This is a genomic window from Mesorhizobium sp. L2C084A000 (genome assembly GCF_000502875.1).
In the GTDB taxonomy this organism is placed as follows: Bacteria; Pseudomonadota; Alphaproteobacteria; order Rhizobiales; family Rhizobiaceae; genus Mesorhizobium.
This window is the reverse complement of sequence record NZ_AYWX01000008.1, coordinates 47,432-64,770: the sequence shown is the minus strand read 5'-3', so window position 1 is coordinate 64,770 and position 17,339 is coordinate 47,432. Positions and strand designations below refer to the sequence as shown.

The following is a 17,339-nucleotide window of genomic DNA, read 5'->3' as shown; positions in this document are numbered from 1 at the left end:
AGTTCAGGGAATGTGGTCCGGGTGTTCACCATGGTTTGGCAAACCCGTCAACCATATGGGTATCGCGTCTGACAAAAACGCCGGTCAAAACAGCAGGATTTGCATATGGGTGACGCCGTTCAGCAATTTTTCGCGGTCAAGGCGAAGATCGCCGCCGCCGAGCGCGAGGCCGGCCGCGAAGCCGGCGTCGTGACGCTGGTCGCGGTCTCAAAGACCTTCGACGCTGCCGACATCGGCCCGGTCATCGAGGCCGGCCAGCGCGTCTTCGGCGAGAACCGCGTGCAGGAGGCGCAAGGCAAATGGCCTGATCTGAAGGACGCATTTCCCGACATCGAACTGCATCTGATCGGCCCGCTGCAATCCAACAAGGCCAAGGAGGCTGTGGCGCTGTTCGACGTCATCGAGACGATCGATCGCGAGAAGATCGCCGCCGAACTGGCCAAGGAGATCGCCAGGCAGGGCCGCGCACCGAAGCTCTACGTCCAGGTCAACACCGGCTCCGAGCCGCAGAAGGCAGGCATCGAGCCCCGCGACGCCGTGGCCTTTGTCGCCCGCTGCCGCGACGTGCATGGCCTCGCCATCGAGGGCCTGATGTGCATCCCGCCGGCCGATGAGAACCCCGGCCCGCACTTCGCGCTGTTGGAAAAGCTCGGCAAGGAAGCCGGCGTCGCCAAACTCTCGATGGGCATGTCTGGCGACTACGAGACNGACGGCGATCGCCTTCGGCGCCACCAGCGTCCGCGTCGGTTCGGCGATCTTCGGCAGCCGATAGTTCCGATGCACAGACCGGTCTCTAGTCGCTAAATTCCAACATATTCGATTGGCTGCAGGCCACCACACCTTCGTCATCCTAGGGCGGAGCGACGCGAAGCGGAGCGCAGACCCTAGGATCCATGCCGTGACGACCAAGGAAAATGCAGCGGTGCAGAATTCTGTTCCGCTGCATTCTTCGGCAGATGTCGCGGGATGGATCCTCGGGTCTGCGCTGCGTCGCTGCGCTCCTTGCTCCGCCCGTGGATGACGACGAGAGAGATGTTTATCCCGAGGTTTGCGATCTGCCGCCGAAAGAGGCTTATAGATTCTCGCTGCCAATAGCTTCCAACCCATGTCGAGGGACTAGCAACACATCTGTTCGAGCGGAAACCCTGCCATGCTTCAACGGCATCTGGTATATGACTAGCGAAGCCATCTAGCGAGTAGTGCCCTTGAACTGGCATCTTAAGGACGCGAAGAACAATCTGTCGAAATTCGTACGGCAGGCGCGGGAACAAGGGCCACAAACCATCACGGTGCGCGGAAAGCCAACTGCTGTCGTACTCTCCCCCGAGAACTACGACCGACTGGTCGGCGCAACACCTTCGCTTGCGGAATATCTTCTCTCAGGTCCCGTGTGGGATGACGACTTCGTCGAGGAGGTCAATCGCCGCCCGAAGACGAAGATCCGAGTTATAGACTTATAATCCGCATACTCATGCGAACCTCGTTCGGTGAATGCAGCGGGCGCTTTCTGATGGCGGCATTAGATGCGGTGAGGGGTTATAGGCCAACTCGGCGGGCTCGTTGAGCCAGCAATTGGAAACGAAACGTACCGTTCCTATTTGCTTTGCGTCATCATAAACTCTCTGGAGCCGCCACCATGCGTTACAATCAGCTTGGAAATACGGGGATGTTCGTCTCCGAAATCTGCCTCGGCACCATGACCTTCGGTGCTGCCGGTGAAAATGCCCAATGGGGCCTGATCGCCAGTCTCGACCAGAGGGGCGTCAACGAGATCGTTGCCCATTCGCTCGCCGCCGGCGTCAATTTCTTCGATACGGCCGACGTCTACTCCTTTGGCGAATCCGAACGGCTGCTCGGCCAGTCGCTCAGGGATCTCGGCGTGAACAGGCAGAATGTGGTCATCGCCACCAAAGCCCAGGGCGCCATGGGCGACGGTCCGAACCAGCGCGGCTCTTCACGCGGCCACATCATGGATTCGGTCGATGCCAGCCTGAAGCGGCTGCAACTCGACCATATCGATCTTTACCAGCTGCACGGCACCGACACCGTGACGCCGATCGACGAAACGCTGCGGGCGCTCGACGATCTCGTTGCCAGCGGCAAGGTTCGCTATGTCGGCGTCTCCAACTGGGCGGCATGGCGCATCGCCAAGGCGCTCGGCATCGCCGAGCGCAAGGGCTTTGCCCGTTTCGAGACCGTGCAGTCCTACTATTCGATCGCCGGCCGCGACCTCGAGCGCGAGATCGTGCCGCTGCTCAACGAGGAGAAGCTCGGCCTGATGGTGTGGTCGCCGATGGCCGGTGGCCTGCTCTCCGGCAAGTACGGCCCCGGCGCGCCCGGCAATGGCGAAGGCCGCCGCGCGTCCTTCAACTTCCCGCCGGTCAATGAGGACCGTGCCTGGGCGACCGTTACCGTCATGCGCGAAATCGCCAAAAAGCATGATGTCAGCGTCGCCACGGTGGCGCTCGGCTATGTCCTGGCCAAGCCCTTCGTGATGAGCGTCATCATCGGCGCCAGCCGCATGGAGCAGCTGGAGCAGAACCTTGCCGCGACGGAAGTGAAGCTCGACAGCGACGATCTGTTTCGTCTCGACGAGGTCAGCGCCCTGCCGTCCGAATATCCCGGCTGGATGCTGGAGCGCCAGGCAGCGGGCCGCCGCCCGGCGCCGTTCACGCCGAAAGCATAAATACAGCCCACGCTGACATCCCGGGAGCCGTGGCTCCCGGGATGTCAGGTCAGCCGGACGCTCTCACCCAGAAAATCGAGAAAGGCACGCACCCGCGCCGGCAGATGCCGGCCCTGGCCGACATAGACGGCGTGGGTGGGCTCCTCGTCACCGGGATTGAATGCCTCCAGCAGCGACACCAGCCGACCGGCGGCGATATCGGCCGCCACATGCCAGTGGGCCAGCCGGGCGACGCCCGCGCCCGCCAGCGCCATCAGCCGCATCGCCTCGCCATCGCTGACCAGCGTGTTGCCGGTGATGGGAACCATGATGGCGCGGCCGTCCGCGTCGAGGAACGGCCAGCCATCGATATGCCTGACGAACCCGAAGCCCATGCGGTTGTGCCTGTCGAGATCCGCTGGCGTCAGCGGCGTGCCGTGCGCCTCCAGATAGGAAGGTGCTGCAACGACGACCACCGGGCTTTGCCCGAGCTTGCGCGCCACCAGCCGTGACTCACTCAGCGGCCCGGCACGGATGGCGACATCGGCCCGTTCCGCCATCAGGTCGATGACGCTGTCGGTCAGCACCAGATCGACTGAGATTTCGGGGTAGCGTTCGAGGAACCGAGGCAGAAGCGGGATCAGCCGGTGCACTCCGAAGGGCACGTAGCTGTTGACGCGCAAACGTCCGCGCGGTGAAGCACCCGCCGCTGCCTCCTGCTCGGCCGCCGCCATGTCGGCGAGGATGCGCAGGCCGCTGTCGTAGAAGGCTGTGCCTTCCGGCGTCAGTTGCAGCTTTCGCGTCGAACGGCTGACCAGCCGCGCGCCAAGCCGGGCCTCCAGCCGCGCGATCAGCTTGCTCACCGCCGATGGCGTCATGCGCAAGGCGCGTGCGGCAGAGGAAAAACTGCCTTCCTCGACAACGCGCACGAACACTTCGATCTCACCGGAGCGATTGATGTCGGGTCTGGCCATTTGTGAATCTATTTCACAGAAAATGTGCCCAAGGCAAGTCTGGTTCACAATGCGTCGCAGCACGATCTCACGGGTCGGGGCGCGGGACGGCGCTCTTCCTCATCGAAGTGGAAATCGCCATGCCTCTTGCTCTTTACGCCCTTGCCGCCGGTGCCTTCGGCATCGGCGTCACCGAATTTGTCATCATGGGTCTGCTGCTCGATGTCAGCAAGGATCTCGGCGTTTCGATCACGGCCGCCGGCCAGCTCATTTCGGGCTATGCGCTCGGCGTCGTCATCGGCGCGCCCCTGCTGACCATCGCCACCGGCAACTGGCCACGCAAGACCGTGCTTCTGGCGCTGATGGCGATCTTCACGCTTGGCAATCTCGCCTGTGCACTGGCGCCCGACTACTGGACGCTGATGGGCGCCCGCATCATCACCGCCTTTGCCCACGGCACATTCTTCGGCGTCGGCTCTGTCGTCGCCACCGGACTGGTCGCACCCAACAAGAAGGCTTCGGCGATCGCGCTGATGTTCACCGGCCTGACCATCGCCAACATCCTCGGCGTGCCCTTCGGCACCTGGCTCGGCCAGGCCTTCGGCTGGCGGGCGACCTTCTGGGCGGTGACATTGGTCGGTCTGGCGGCCTTCGCCGTCATCCTGGTTCTGGTGCCGCGCAGCCAGACGGCTCCCGAAAAGAGCGATCTGCGCGCCGATCTCGCCGTTTTGCGCCGCACCCCCGTCCTGCTCGGTCTTGCCACCACCGTGCTCGGCTATGCCGGTGTCTTCGCCGTCTTCACCTATATCGCGCCGCTGCTGACCGAGATCAGNCTCGTCTTCGGTGGCGGCCTCATTGCCGGCAATTTGCTTGGCGGCAAGGTCGCCGACCGCTGGCTGGTGCCGGCCGTGCTGGGCAGTCTCGTGGTGCTGGCCCTGGTGCTTGCAACCATGACCTTCGCCATCCACAGCCAGGTCATGGCCGTCATCTATGTCGGCCTGCTCGGTGCTGCCGCCTTCGCCACAGTTGCGCCGCTGCAGATGTGGGTGCTGGAAAAGGCACAAGGTGCCGGTCAGAGCCTCGCCTCGTCCTTCAACATCGCCGCCTTCAATCTCGGCAACGCCGCAGGCGCCTGGCTTGGTGGTGCGGTGATTGCCCATGGTCTTGGTCTGGGTTCCCTCACCTGGGTCGCCGCCCTGCTGCCGCTCGCGGCACTCGCCGTGGCGGGACTGGCGCTGCGTCTCGATCGCAACGTCACGCTCGGCGAGCCTGCCTCCATCCGGTCGTGACCGTCCTCTGCAAACCCGCTTTCCACACCCTTCGTTCCACAGGAGTAAAAAGATGGACTACCGACGTCTCGGTGCATCGGGCCTGAAAGTGCCCGCACTCTCATTTGGCGCGGGAACCTTTGGCGGTTCCGGCCCGCTGTTCGGCGCCTGGGGCAACAGCGATGCCAGGGAAGCGCGGCGGCTGATCGACATTTGCCTGGAGGCCGGCGTCAACCTGTTCGACACCGCCGACGTCTATTCGAACGGCGCTTCTGAACAGGTGCTGGGCGAAGCCATAAAAGGCCGCCGCGACGCCGTGCTGATCTCGACCAAGACCGCGCTGCCGATGGGCAACGGGCCGGCCGACTATGGCTCGTCTCGGTCGCGGCTGATCAGATCCGTGGATGATGCGCTGAGGCGCCTCGGCACCGATTACATCGACCTGCTGCAGCTGCACGCCTTCGATGCCGGCACACCGATCGAGGAGGTTCTGTCGACGCTGGGCGAGTTGGTTCGCGCCGGCAAGCTGCGCTATGTCGGCGTCTCCAATTTCTCCGGCTGGCAGGTGATGAAGTCGTTGGCGCAGGCCGACAGCCAAGGCGATCCGCGCTATGTCGCGCATCAGGTCTACTATTCGCTGGTCGGCCGCGACTATGAGTGGGAACTGATGCCGCTCGGCCTCGACCAGGGCGTTGGCGCGCTGGTGTGGAGCCCGCTTGGCTGGGGCCGCCTGACCGGCAAGATCCGCCGTGGCCAGTCCTTGCCGGAAAAGAGCCGGCTGCACGACACGGCAAGCTTCGGACCGCCGGTCGAGGACGAGCATCTCTACCGGGTTATGGATGCGCTTGATGCGGTGGCGCTGGAGACCGGCAAGACCGTGCCGCAGATCGCCATCAACTGGCTGCTGCAGCGCCCGACCGTTTCCTCCGTCATTATCGGCGCTCGCAACGAAGAACAGCTGCGCCAGAACCTCGGCGCCGTCGGCTGGACGTTGACGCCGGAACAGATCGGGAAACTCGACGCGGCAAGCGAAGTCACCGCGCCCTACCCGTACTTCCCGTATCGGCGGCAGGAAGGCTTTGCTCGGCTGAGCCCGCCGGCGGTGTGAGCACAGGCGTTGAAGCTGCCAATCTCTCCCCTTGCGGGGGAGATGTCCGGCAGGACAGAGGGGGNCCCCCCTCTGCCCTGCCGGGCATCTCCCCCGCAAGGGGGGAGATCGGCTGTACCGCCTTCAGTGCAGCACGAACTCCCCATCCACCTTGCGCCATTCGTTCGGCGCGATCAGCTTCTGGTGGGTGTAGCTGATCGAATGCAGCGGCCCGTCCAGCTTGGCCTTCCAGAATTCGATGAACTTGATCAGCACCGGAAACTTCGGCGCCAGATCGTAGTCCTGCCAGATGAAACTCTGCAGCAGATGCGGGTGATCGGGAAAGTGATAAAGAATCTTGGCCGTGGTCAAGCCATAGCCTTTGAGCATCAGGTCCATTTCGGCATGGTCGCGCATGACGGTCCCCAGGTTGATTCGCCTGTCCTCCCACGGCTGATTGTGCGCGCCGCTGATTAACCGTCTATTGATTTTTTCTTCATCTGAACCGGCTTTAGCATGCGAAAACATGCAGTTAGCAGCGCACCTATTCGAGTGCTGACAGCCTTGGAGAAGCCCCCTGCGGCATCCCGCCGCGCGAATCCAACGTCTAATGTTGCCGTAACGGCGGAACTGGTAATAATGCCGCCGAATTCGCGGCCGTGTCGCCGCGATCCCGCCGGCATTTCAAGCCGGCGATTGGTTCGGGAGGAAAGTCAGGAATGTCCGAGGTTCATGTCCATCGCGTCCAGCCGGCGTGGAAGAAAAACGCGCTGATCGACAATGACACCTACCTGAAATGGTATGCCGACAGCCTCAAGAACCCGGACAAATTCTGGGGCAAGCACGGCAAGCGCATCGACTGGTTCAAGCCCTTCAGCAAGGTCAAGAACGCCTCCTTCGACGGCAAGGTCTCGATCAAATGGTTCGAGGACGGACTGACCAATGTCTCCTACAACTGCATCGACCGGCACCTGAAGAAGCGCGGCAACCAGACCGCCATCATCTGGGAAGGTGACAATCCCTACGACGACAAGAAGATCACCTATAACGAGCTCTACGAGCATGTCTGCCGGCTCGCCAATGTGATGAAGAAACACGGCGTCAAGAAAGGCGACCGCGTCACCATCTACATGCCGATGATCCCGGAAGCCGCCTATGCGATGCTGGCCTGCACGCGTATCGGCGCCGTCCATTCGATCGTCTTCGGCGGTTTCTCGCCGGATGCGCTGGCCGGCCGCATCGACGACTGCAAGTCGACCTTCGTCATCACATCAGATGAAGGCCTGCGCGGCGGCAAGCCGATCCCGTTGAAGGAAAACACCGACAAGGCGATCGAGATCGCCGCGAAGGCCGGGACGAAAGTCGAAAAGGTGGTGGTCGTGCGTCGCACCGGCGGCAAGACCGGCTGGGTTCCCGGCCGCGACGTCTGGTACCACGACGAGATCGCGACGGTGAAAGCCGAATGCAAGCCCGAGAAGATGAAGGCCGAGGACCCGCTGTTCATCCTTTACACATCGGGCTCGACCGGCAAGCCGAAGGGCGTGCTGCACACCACCGCCGGCTATCTCGTCTACGTCTCGATGACGCACCAATATGTCTTCGACTACCATGACGGCGACATCTACTGGTGCACCGCCGATGTCGGCTGGGTCACCGGCCACAGCTACATCGTCTATGGCCCGCTCGCCAACGGCGCCACCACGCTGATGTTCGAAGGCGTGCCGAACTATCCGTCGCAGTCGCGCTTCTGGGAAGTCATCGACAAGCACAAGGTCAATATCTTCTACACCGCGCCGACGGCATTGCGCGCGCTGATAGGCGCCGGCGATGCGCACGTAAAGAAGACGTCGCGCAAGTCGCTGCGCGTGCTGGGTTCGGTCGGCGAGCCGATCAATCCGGAAGCTTGGGAGTGGTATTTCAACATCGTCGGCAACGGCAAGGTGCCGATCGTCGACACCTGGTGGCAGACCGAGACCGGCGGCATCCTGATCACGCCGCTGCCGGGCGCCACCGACCTCAAGGCGGGTTCGGCGACACGGCCCTTCTTCGGCGTCAAGCCGCAGCTGGTCGACGGCGAGGGCAAGGTGCTGGAAGGGGCTGCCGACGGCAATCTGTGCATCAGCGATTCCTGGCCCGGCCAGATGCGCACCGTCTATGGCGATCATGATCGCTTCATCCAGACCTATTTCTCGACCTACAAGGGCAAGTACTTCACCGGTGACGGCTGTCGCCGCGACGCCGATGGCTATTACTGGATCACCGGCCGCGTCGACGACGTCATCAACGTCTCCGGCCATCGTATGGGCACGGCCGAGGTCGAATCCGCACTGGTCAGCCACGACAAGGTTTCGGAAGCCGCCGTCGTCGGCTATCCGCACGACATCAAGGGCCAGGGCATCTACTGCTACGTCACGCTGATGGCCGGCGAGCAGCCGAGCGAGGATCTGCGCAAGGAGCTGATCGCCCATGTCCGCAAGGAGATCGGGGCCATCGCTTCGCCCGACAAGCTCCAGTTCGCGCCCGGCCTGCCGAAGACGCGCTCCGGCAAGATCATGCGCCGCATCCTGCGCAAGATTGCCGAGGACGATTTTTCAGCGCTCGGCGATACCTCGACGCTCGCGGATCCGGCCGTCGTCGATGATTTGGTCGCCAACCGGCAAAACAAGAAGAGCTGATGATGCAGGCCGCGCTCGGCACTGTCAGTGAACTCTGGCGCTATCCGGCGAGTTCGCTTGCCGGCGAGCGTCGGGAAACAATCTCGGTCGATATCGAGAGCATCGAGGGCGACCGCATGTTCGGCCTCGTCGACGCGTCCGACAATGAGATCGCGCGACCGGACTGCGACCCGAAATGGCACAAGGTGCCGCGCATCCGCACCCGGCTGTCGCCGACCCTGGAACTCGAGATTGCCGTTCCCGGGGACAACTGGCTGGCTGCGCCAAGTATCGAGAGCGACCGCGCGGTGTCGGCCTATCTCGGCTTCGAGGCCTCGATCCGACCGTTTCGCCGCGAGAATGCCGGACCTGACTATTCCGGCCCGCTGACCGCGGAGCGCTACCGCAAGGCGCCCATCCATCTGTTGACCACCGCCTCGCTGGCACGGCTCAAAGCGTTGCATCCGGAAGGGGTCGCCGACCCACGCCGCTTCCGCCCCAACATCGTCGTCGACATGACGGCAATCGAAGGGTCGTTTCCGGAAACGGAATGGATCGGCCGCAAGCTTGCCATCGGCGATCTCCTGCTGACTGTCTCCGAACCCTGCCGCCGCTGCGGTTTCACCATCGTCGCCCAGGATGGCTTCGACCATGATCCGGCGATCCTGCGCAACCTGGTCCGCCACAACGCCCACAATCTCGGCGTCTACTGCACGATCGACCGGCCGGCGCGCGTCGAAGTCGGCGACGCGATGCGCTTCGTGTAAGCTATCGATACAGATCTGCCCGCGTCGGCGGCAGGCCGCTTGGGCCGCGCGCGCGCTTGGTGACGACGGTCTGGAAAATCTGTGCCGAGGCACGTTCGAAGGTGATCGAACAGCCGGTCAGGTAGAGCAGCCATAGCCGCGCCCTGGCCTCGCCCACCTCGGCGATAGCCTCGTCGAAACGCGCGTGCAGGCGCTCGGCCCACAGGCGACAGGTGCGGGCGTAATGCTCGCGCAGATTCTCGACGTCGTAGACCAGGAAGCCGTGCGCCTCGAGATTGCCTGTTGTCATGCCGATCGTGTCGAGCTCGCCACCGGGGAAAATGTATTTGAGCAGCGCCTTGTACTCCGGCCCCTTGCGCAGGGTCTTCTTCATGTCGCCCTTGCTGCGCCGGGTGATGGCGTGGTGCAGATAGATGCCGCCGGGCTTCAGCAGGCGGTGGACAGTTGAGAAATAGGTCGCGTGGTTGGCGAGCCCGAGATGCTCGAACATGCCGATCGACGAGATCTTGTCGAACGAGCCGGTGAGTTCGGCATAGGATTTGATCTCGATGGTGATGCGGTCCTCCAGCCCCTCGGCGCGGATGCGTTCACGGGCAAGATTGGTCTGGGCCTGCGACAGCGAGACACCGTGGCCGATGACGCCATAGTTCTTCGCGGCATGGATCAGCATCGCTCCCCAGCCACAGCCGATGTCGAGCAGCCGTTCGCCCGGTTTCAGCCGGAGCTTGCGGCAGATATGGTCGAGCTTGTCGATCTGCGCTTGATCGATGCTGTTGGCGAAATCCTTGAAGTAGCCGCAACTGTAGACCATGCGTTCGTCGAGGAAGAGCCGGTAGAAGGCGTTCGAAATGTCATAGTGATGCTGGATCGCCTCCTGGCTCGAACCGCTGACATAAGGATTGCGCCCCGAAAGATCGGTCCGCGCCGTCATCTGCTTGCGTGCCAAAAGCACGGAAGGCAGGTCGCGCAGGATCGCCATTTTCGGCAGCGATTTGAGCTTGGTTCTGAGCTTGCCTTGCGACGGCAGGGCGTAGAAGTCGAAGATCGTCCCGTCTTCGATGTCGATCGTCTTGGAAATCCACATCTCGATCAGCGTCGACAGGGACGGTCGCTTCACGATCTGCCAGACGATGTCCTGGTCGTTGATGGTGAGCACCGGACCTGTGGCGGGGCCGATCCGCTCCCCGGTCCACAGCTTGACGGCAAAGCCCGGTTTCAGCGTCTCGACAACCGTCCGCACGATCCGCGCCGCTCTCTCGGCTGCTTCCATGCATTCCTCCCACAGGGGCCGACCCCGGGTTGCCGGCTCGGCTCTATGCCATGATCTTGCCTGCCCTGCCGACAGCCCGCAACCCAGTGTCGTGCCAAAAGCACCTTCCCCACTTTTTCAAACCTGCGCCTTGTCTTTTGCTGCAACGCACCCCATCATGAGTATGTGTTCAACAAATCGAAAGGAGGTGATCCGATGTCGAGTGATTTCGTTTTCCAGAACGTGGCCTCAGCGGATTGCACTTTCGGGAAGCAGTCTTCCCGTTAAGGCGCGAAATGCGCGGCGGCTGACCTCATAGGTCATCGCCATAGGGCCGCGCCACGGACGGAAACACGGAAGGCCGCCGGCTTCGAAAGAAGCGGCGGCCTTTTCCGTTTGCGGACTAGACTACTGGGTCAACGCGACCTTTTCGGTGTTGCGAATGATTTCCTGAAAGGCGTCGTCCAATTCGGCTCCGGTGGACACGTCGAAGAAATGCCTCTTGGCGGCGGAGGTATCCTTCGACGAACAGTCCCTGAGCACCGCCTTTGCCTGGTCCCGCTCGGTTACCGACATGTCCTTGTCGTCCAGATCGAAGCCGATGGTGAAAATCTCGATGCCATCATTTTTCATGTTGTCGCACAGCGTTTCGGCGTTGCCGCGCGCAAGGTTGCCCTGGCTGTTGTACCTGTCCCCAGCGCCGGCGAAGGCGGTATTGAACTGGCCATCGGTCATCAGGATCGCGACCTTGGCGATCTTCTTCGGATCGGCGTCCGAGGCGCCTTTGCCGAGACCGGCATTTCTGATCGCAGTGCGCCATTGCGGCGACAGCATATAGTAGGTCCACTGAATGGCGATCGCGCCGGCCGTGTAGCCATCGGCCTGGAAGTCCTCGATCGATTCAAGCAATGCATCGGAATCGGCGGTCAGCGGGATCACTTCCGCATCAGGGCACCTGTTCATGTCCCCGCCGAGATGATCGTCCCGATTGACCAGGGCATAATATTTCTTGCCTTCCTTGTCGGTGCGAACCGTGTCTGGGCCGTCGGCGCTCATATCCGCGTTGCCGTTCTTGTCCTTGCGCTCCGTGGCGCAGTTGTCGGGATGTGGCATCGCCGCGCCGACGATGGAGATGTAGTCGCTGAAGGAGGGCAGCAGATTTTTGCCCGTCTTGGCGACGAGAAGCGGACTGCCGGCGACGGGTGGCAGTTCAGAGCTCCCTTGCTTCTCGGCATAGACGTTTTCCGCCAGCTTGCCGGCGTTCACACCTGATGCGTAAGGCACAATCGCGACGCGGATGCGGGGGTTCTTCGGATCCTGGTTCTGCAGCATCGTCCGGACGGCGTTTTTTGCAGCAGCTTTCAGATCGCCGATTTTGTCGACCTTGCCGCGCTTCCTCATCGATCCGGTCACATCGAGCATCATCGCCACTTCTACGGTCTTGTCCGAATAGAGCGCCGTCGTGGAGGCGGCGACGCGTTTCATGTCGCCCGTGCCAAAAATCGGGAAATACAGCCCGACATCGACATGGGCGTCGGCCTGGACCGTCTTGGCAGTCCTGTTGACGATCAGCTTGTCGAGTACGATCTGGTCGGCCTGCAGAATGCCTGCCTGGCTGTTGGCGTCGAGAAAGGCCTGCACCGATTTGTTGGCATCGGCTTCCTTGATGACACCGGTCGTCAGGTCGCGTGCCGTCGACGTGACCGCGGCGTCGACCACGCCCTGAAGGCTCGTTTTCGCATTGTAGAGCTGCGATACGTTGACCGAAAAGCCCACGGCCAGCGCCAAGACCGAGGCGCTAAGGCCGAACAGGACTGCGAAATTTCCACCGCGATCCCTGGCGAACCCGCCAACCGCGTGAACAAGACCCCCGTAATTTCGCATCCTACAGCCTCCACTCGCCTCGGCCTCGTCGCCGCGGAAAGGGCAATGCAGGATTCCCGCCGGATGACGCCCTAGCTGGGCGGAGAGCTGGCTTTCCAGTAGCAAGTCGCTGTTTTTGTTAAACTTTGGAACCAACAAAGGTGAACGGCTGGTAAACGGGAACGCACCATGGCGCTGGCGTTTACCAGCCGCTTACCATGATCTGGCCCGAGGCACCGCGACGCCGTCGACGGCGTCCTGTTGCGGCACAAGCTCACTGTGCCGAAGCGGACCATGTGTCCCGAAAGTTGCGGCCCGGAGAAAACCTCCTGACCACCCTGGAGCAGTTGCAACGGTAGGCCTCGCGACTACGCCAGCATCTGTGCGCTGACGGTCCTGTCGATGCCGTGGTAGGGCGGGTTGAACAGATTGCCTTCCTGTTCGTAGGTCCACACCTTGAACAGGCTGAGCCGGTGGGGGCCGAAACTGTGCAGCAGCGGCACGTCGGTGGCGTCGCGGCCGCGGGCGATGACGATACGGCCGGTTCTCGGCGTGTTGTGGCGAGGATCGAACGTGTACCATTTGCCGTCGAGGAACACTTCCAGCCACGCCGAGAAGTCCATCGGCGCCGGATCGGCTGGCACGCCGATATCGCCGAGATAGCCGTTCACGTAGCGTGCCGGAATGTTCATGCAGCGGCAAAGCGTGATCGCCAGATGGGCGAAGTCACGGCAGACCCCGACGCGCTCCTCATGCGCCTGCGCCGCGGTGCGGGTCGAGCGCGCATAGCCATAGCCGAACGACAGCCGGTTGTGGACATAATCGACGATCGCCTGCACGCGCGCCCAGCCGGACGGGATGTCGCCGAAGAGCTCCCAGGCCAGGCTGCTCAGATGATCCGTCTCGCAATAGCGGCTGCCCAGGAGATAACCGAGAACTTCGTCGGGCAGGTCCGCCACCGGCACTTCCCTGGCCAGCGTGTTGACCTCGTCCGTCTCGCCGCTGTCCTCGACGACCGCGTCATACAGGATGCGAAAACCACCGGCGGGTGCTGTGAAGCGCCGGCAGGCATTGCCATGCAGGTCATGGTACAGCCTTGTCGGCACCGCGGGCGAGGTCAGCACCCGCGTCTGCCGCTTGATGTCGGCCTGCCTGTCCCGATGGATCTCGAGCACTGAAATCACCGGCGTGGCGGCTACGCATTCGATGGCGATTTCGTAGCCGAGCCGGATCAGCATCGTTGGTCCCCCTTCGATCGTTGTTGTGAGAAGCAGTCCTTCCCAAACGCCCGGAGGATACCGCGGTTCCCTGGGCCGATCGAAAAGCCCACCCCGTGTCTTCCCCTGCCGCGGTCGAGGGGTTAGGTTCGGCAACCCCACCAGCGCTCCCCGAACTCAAGGACAATCATGTATTCAGGCAGAAACTTCGCGGCCTTCCTCTTCGACATGGACGGCACGCTCATCAATTCCATCGCCTCGGCGGAACGGGTGTGGAGCGATTGGGCACGCCGCCAGGGCCTCGACGTCGCCGCCTTCCTGCCGACGATCCATGGCGTGCGCGCGATCGAGACCATCACCGGCCTGGCGCTGCCGGGCGTCGATCCGGCACACGAGGCTGATCTGCTGCTGAAGGCCGAGGCGGCCGATCTCGATGGCATTCTCCAGATCGCCGGCGCCGTGGCATTTCTCGATTCGCTGCCGCCCGAACGCTGGGCGATCGTAACCTCCGCCCCGCGTGAGCTGGCGCTGTTGCGCATGAAGGCCGCCGGCATCCCCGTGCCGGGCGTCATCGTCGCGGCGGAAGATGTCTCCCGCGGCAAGCCGGCGCCCGATTGCTTCCGGCTTGGCGCGGAACGACTCGGCGTCGACGCGCGCGATTGCCTCGTCTTCGAGGATGCTCCAGCTGGCATCGCGGCAGCCGAAGCGGCGGGCGCGGCGGTCATGGTCATCAGCGCCACGCACAAGCACCCCTTGCCAACGCAACATGCCGCGATCGCAGGCTACGACATGGTCGGCATCACGGTCGACGAGCGTGGCTGGATCGCGCTCGAGCCGCAGCGCAACGCTGCGTAGGGAGGCATCTAGAAGTCGCTGGTCAGGCCCTTTACTTCCCAGTCGCCGTAGCGCCCTGGCTCCTTGCCGCCGCGGCCGCCGATCTCCTTCGGCAGCGCGACCTCCTTTTCGCGGTAGTCTTCCCGCCGCGCTGCGGCCTCGGCCAACGCACGGCGTGCGGCCGGCGCTAGCTCTCTTTGCGATGCCGCTTCGGCAGGAGCGGCGCCTGTTTTACTGATTTCGTCGGTCATGCGATAATCTCGGTAGATTGAGTCCAGTCAGCAGATTGAGTCCAGTCAATTGAAACAGGAACTGGCGTTTCCCATCATATAGCCATGAACCCACGACGATCGACCCCTTTTCGCTATCCCCCGGACAGGAGCAGACGATGAACACCATCCGCACCGCCATGCTTCTTGCCGCGATGACCGCGCTGTTCATGGGCGTCGGCTTTTTGATCGGCGGAACCGGCGGCATGATGATCGCGCTGCTGATCGCCGCCGGCACCAACCTGTTCAGCTACTGGAATGCCGACAAGATGGTGCTGTCGATGAACCGTGCCGTCGAGGTCGATGAAAGGAACGCGCCCGAATATTANGCCGAACGCCTTTGCCACCGGCCGCAATCCGCAGAATGCGGCGGTGGCTGCCTCCACCGGCCTGTTGCAGGCGCTGACGCCTGAAGAGGTCGCGGCGGTCATGGCGCACGAGCTCGCCCATGTGCAGCATCGCGACACGCTCACCATGACGATCGTCGCCACCTTTGCCGGCGCCATTTCAATGCTCGGCAATTTTGCCTTCTTTTTCAGCGGCAACCGCGACAACAACCCGTTCGGCTTTGTCGGCGTGCTGGTTGCGATGATCGTGGCTCCGTTTGCAGCGATGGTCGTGCAGATGGCGGTCAGCCGGACCCGCGAATACGAGGCCGACCGGCGTGGCGCCGAAATCTGTGGACACCCGCTCTGGCTGGCATCGGCGCTTGACAAGATCGCCCGCGGCGCCGAACGCATCCGCAACCCCGATGCCGAGCGAAATCCCGCGACCGGGCATCTCTTCATCATCAATCCTCTTCACGGCGAGCGCATGGACAGCCTGTTCTCCACCCACCCCGCCACTGAGAACCGCATCGCAGCCTTGCAAGCGATGGCGCGCGACATGGCCGGCAGCCAAACCCAGGCCGCCCAGCGCCAGGCCCCAACGCCACGCCAGGCGGACGAACTACGGCCATCCGGCCCATGGGATCAGGCAGCGCGGCCCGAGCAGCCGGCGGAGCCCGCCAAGCCCAAATCCAACCCGTGGGGTCGCAATCCGACCGGGCCCAAGGGCCGGTGGTCGTGAGCGTGGCGGACAGAGGACGCACAGTTTCAGGTGATCAGGAACACAGGGACGGCGGCGACTTCGTTGCTGGCCTCGCCGCCCGCAAGGCGGCGGCGCGCCTGCTTGCCGCCGTCATCGATGCCAGGACCCCGCTTGACGGGCTGACCGATCACGAAAACGGCCACCCGCAATACAAGGCCCTCGACTTGCGCGATCGCGGCCTTGTCCGCGCCATCCTGGTCACCGCGCTGCGCTATCGCATGACCATATCAGGGCTGCTGGCGCGGCGCCTGGAAAAACCGCTGCCGCCCAATGCCACCGCTTTGTCGCACATATTGCATGTGGCAGCGGCACAGATCCTGTTCCTCGATATTCCCGACAGCGCCGCCGTCGACATTGCGGTGACCCATGCCAAGTCCGATCCGCGCACGGTGCGTTTCTCCGGCCTCGTCAATGGCGTGCTGCGCACACTGGCACGGGCCAAGGAAACGGAACTGCCTGCCGCCCTTGCCGCCACCGACGAAGCGCCCAAATGGTTTTCCGACCGGCTGAAGACCACCTACGGCAACGAGAAGGCCAGACAGATCCTCGAAGCGCATCGCGTTGAGGCGCCGGTCGACTTCTCGGTCAAGGCCGATCCCGGACTCTGGGCTGAAAAACTCGGCGGCATCGTCCTGCAGACAGGCACGGTGCGGGTCGAGAATCTTGTCGGTCCTGTCACTGAATTGCCCGGCTTTGCCGAGGGCGCCTGGTGGGTCCAGGACGCCGCGGCCAGCCTGCCCGCCCGGCTGTTCGGCGATGTCACGGGATTGCGGGTTGCCGATCTCTGCGCCGCGCCCGGCGGCAAGACCGCGCAGCTGATCGTTGCCGGCGCGAAGGTCACCGCTGTCGACACGTCAAAAAACCGGCTCGTGCGGCTGACGCAGAATCTCGACCGTCTCGGCCTGTCTGCCGAAATCGTCCAGGCCGACCTGCTCAAATATGAGCCGGAAGAACTCTTCGACGCGATCCTCCTCGACGCGCCCTGCTCGTCGACCGGCACGGTGCGGCGGCACCCCGACGTGCCATGGACCAAGACTTCGGCCGATGTCGAAAAACTGGCCGACCTGCAACGCAGGCTGCTCGCCCGCGCCGTCACGCTGGTGAAGCCCGGCGGCACGATCGTCTTTTCCAACTGTTCGCTCGATCCGCTCGAAGGCGAGGATCTCTATCGCGTCTTTCTGGCCGGCACGCCTGAAATCACCAACGATCCGTTGCAGCAAGGCGAGATCGCCGGCATCGATCCATTCCTGACGCCGCAAGGCACGCTGCGCACCACGCCCGCCGACCTGGAGCTCGGCGCGCCGGAACGCTCGGGCCTCGATGGTTTCTTCGCCGCTCGCATGCGGCGAGCCGGCTAGGGATTGACCTGCCCGGATTACTGACTTTTTTGGGTAGGATCGGGGGCAAAACCAGGTGAACCGGCG

14 protein-coding genes and 2 pseudogenes are annotated in these 17,339 nt (G+C 63.1%); 10 read left to right on the top strand and 6 right to left on the bottom strand.

What is annotated here, in order from left to right; translation table 11 throughout:
* The first annotated feature begins 105 nt into the window (after window positions 1-105).
* From X735_RS01000000165925 to X735_RS148865, 3 genes and pseudogenes are all read left to right on the top strand, one after another.
* A pseudogene (locus X735_RS01000000165925) lies at window positions 106-772 on the top strand (YggS family pyridoxal phosphate-dependent enzyme).
* A gap of 433 nt (window positions 773-1,205) precedes the next feature.
* Window positions 1,206-1,460, top strand: a complete 255-nt coding sequence (locus X735_RS148860; protein WP_023811747.1) for a type II toxin-antitoxin system Phd/YefM family antitoxin — start codon at window positions 1,206-1,208, stop codon at window positions 1,458-1,460.
* Window positions 1,461-1,636: 176 nt separating this feature from the next.
* The gene (locus X735_RS148865) at window positions 1,637-2,686 is read left to right on the top strand and encodes an aldo/keto reductase (RefSeq protein ID WP_023811746.1); all 1,050 of its coding nucleotides are present in this window, start codon (window positions 1,637-1,639) and stop codon (window positions 2,684-2,686) included.
* A 44-nt stretch (window positions 2,687-2,730) separates the two neighbouring features.
* Here X735_RS148865 and X735_RS148870 read toward each other — a convergent pair whose 3' ends face one another.
* Window positions 2,731-3,639 carry a LysR substrate-binding domain-containing protein gene (locus X735_RS148870; RefSeq protein ID WP_023811745.1) on the bottom strand — a complete coding sequence of 303 codons (909 nt, stop codon included), beginning with the start codon at window positions 3,637-3,639 and terminating at the stop codon, window positions 2,731-2,733.
* Window positions 3,640-3,758: 119 nt separating this feature from the next.
* Between X735_RS148870 and X735_RS148875 the strand changes: the two genes are divergently transcribed.
* Window positions 3,759-4,907: an MFS transporter gene (locus X735_RS148875; protein ID WP_023811744.1), complete on the top strand. Its 1,149-nt coding sequence runs from the start codon at window positions 3,759-3,761 to the stop codon at window positions 4,905-4,907.
* Window positions 4,908-4,959: 52 nt separating this feature from the next.
* Window positions 4,960-5,994, top strand: a complete 1,035-nt coding sequence (locus tag X735_RS148880; protein ID WP_023811743.1) for an aldo/keto reductase — start codon at window positions 4,960-4,962, stop codon at window positions 5,992-5,994.
* A 123-nt stretch (window positions 5,995-6,117) separates the two neighbouring features.
* On the opposite strand, the gene X735_RS148885 is transcribed toward X735_RS148880, so the two are convergent.
* Window positions 6,118-6,390 carry an usg protein gene (locus tag X735_RS148885; RefSeq protein WP_013529022.1) on the bottom strand — a complete coding sequence of 91 codons (273 nt, stop codon included), beginning with the start codon at window positions 6,388-6,390 and terminating at the stop codon, window positions 6,118-6,120.
* A 302-nt stretch (window positions 6,391-6,692) separates the two neighbouring features.
* On the opposite strand from X735_RS148885, the gene acs reads away from it, so the two are divergent.
* Window positions 6,693-8,648 carry an acetate--CoA ligase gene (gene acs, locus X735_RS148890; protein ID WP_023811742.1) on the top strand — a complete coding sequence of 652 codons (1,956 nt, stop codon included), beginning with the start codon at window positions 6,693-6,695 and terminating at the stop codon, window positions 8,646-8,648.
* Window positions 8,648-9,394, top strand: a complete 747-nt coding sequence (locus tag X735_RS148895; RefSeq protein ID WP_023811741.1) for an MOSC domain-containing protein — start codon at window positions 8,648-8,650, stop codon at window positions 9,392-9,394. Before acs ends, X735_RS148895 begins: the two co-directional genes overlap by 1 nt.
* Window position 9,395: 1 nt before the next feature.
* Here the strand turns inward: X735_RS148895 and X735_RS148900 are convergent, their stop codons facing one another.
* The 3 genes from X735_RS148900 to X735_RS148910 all read right to left on the bottom strand — a co-directional run bounded on the left by X735_RS148900 (window position 9,396) and on the right by X735_RS148910 (window position 13,744).
* Window positions 9,396-10,664, bottom strand: coding sequence for a cyclopropane-fatty-acyl-phospholipid synthase family protein (locus X735_RS148900; protein ID WP_023811740.1), 1,269 nt, complete (start codon window positions 10,662-10,664; stop codon window positions 9,396-9,398).
* Between the two features lie 387 nt (window positions 10,665-11,051).
* On the bottom strand, window positions 11,052-12,527 hold the full coding sequence (locus X735_RS148905) for a pilus assembly protein (RefSeq protein WP_023811739.1): 1,476 nt from the start codon (window positions 12,525-12,527) through the stop codon (window positions 11,052-11,054).
* A gap of 347 nt (window positions 12,528-12,874) precedes the next feature.
* On the bottom strand, window positions 12,875-13,744 hold the full coding sequence (locus X735_RS148910) for a transglutaminase family protein (RefSeq protein WP_023811738.1): 870 nt from the start codon (window positions 13,742-13,744) through the stop codon (window positions 12,875-12,877).
* A 168-nt stretch (window positions 13,745-13,912) separates the two neighbouring features.
* Here X735_RS148910 and X735_RS148915 point away from each other — a divergent pair, with 168 nt between their 5' ends.
* Window positions 13,913-14,578: an HAD-IA family hydrolase gene (locus X735_RS148915; RefSeq protein ID WP_023811737.1), complete on the top strand. Its 666-nt coding sequence runs from the start codon at window positions 13,913-13,915 to the stop codon at window positions 14,576-14,578.
* Between the two features lie 8 nt (window positions 14,579-14,586).
* Here X735_RS148915 and X735_RS148920 read toward each other — a convergent pair whose 3' ends face one another.
* A complete protein-coding gene (locus X735_RS148920; protein ID WP_023811736.1) occupies window positions 14,587-14,808 on the bottom strand; it encodes a DUF1674 domain-containing protein in 222 nt (73 codons plus the stop codon).
* Between the two features lie 137 nt (window positions 14,809-14,945).
* Between X735_RS148920 and X735_RS01000000165920 the strand changes: the two are divergent.
* Window positions 14,946-15,894: pseudogene (locus X735_RS01000000165920) on the top strand (zinc metalloprotease HtpX).
* On the top strand, window positions 15,891-17,273 hold the full coding sequence (locus X735_RS148925; protein WP_050592702.1) for an RsmB/NOP family class I SAM-dependent RNA methyltransferase: 1,383 nt from the start codon (window positions 15,891-15,893) through the stop codon (window positions 17,271-17,273). Before X735_RS01000000165920 ends, X735_RS148925 begins: the two are co-directional and overlap by 4 nt.
* Window positions 17,274-17,339 lie beyond the last annotated feature (66 nt).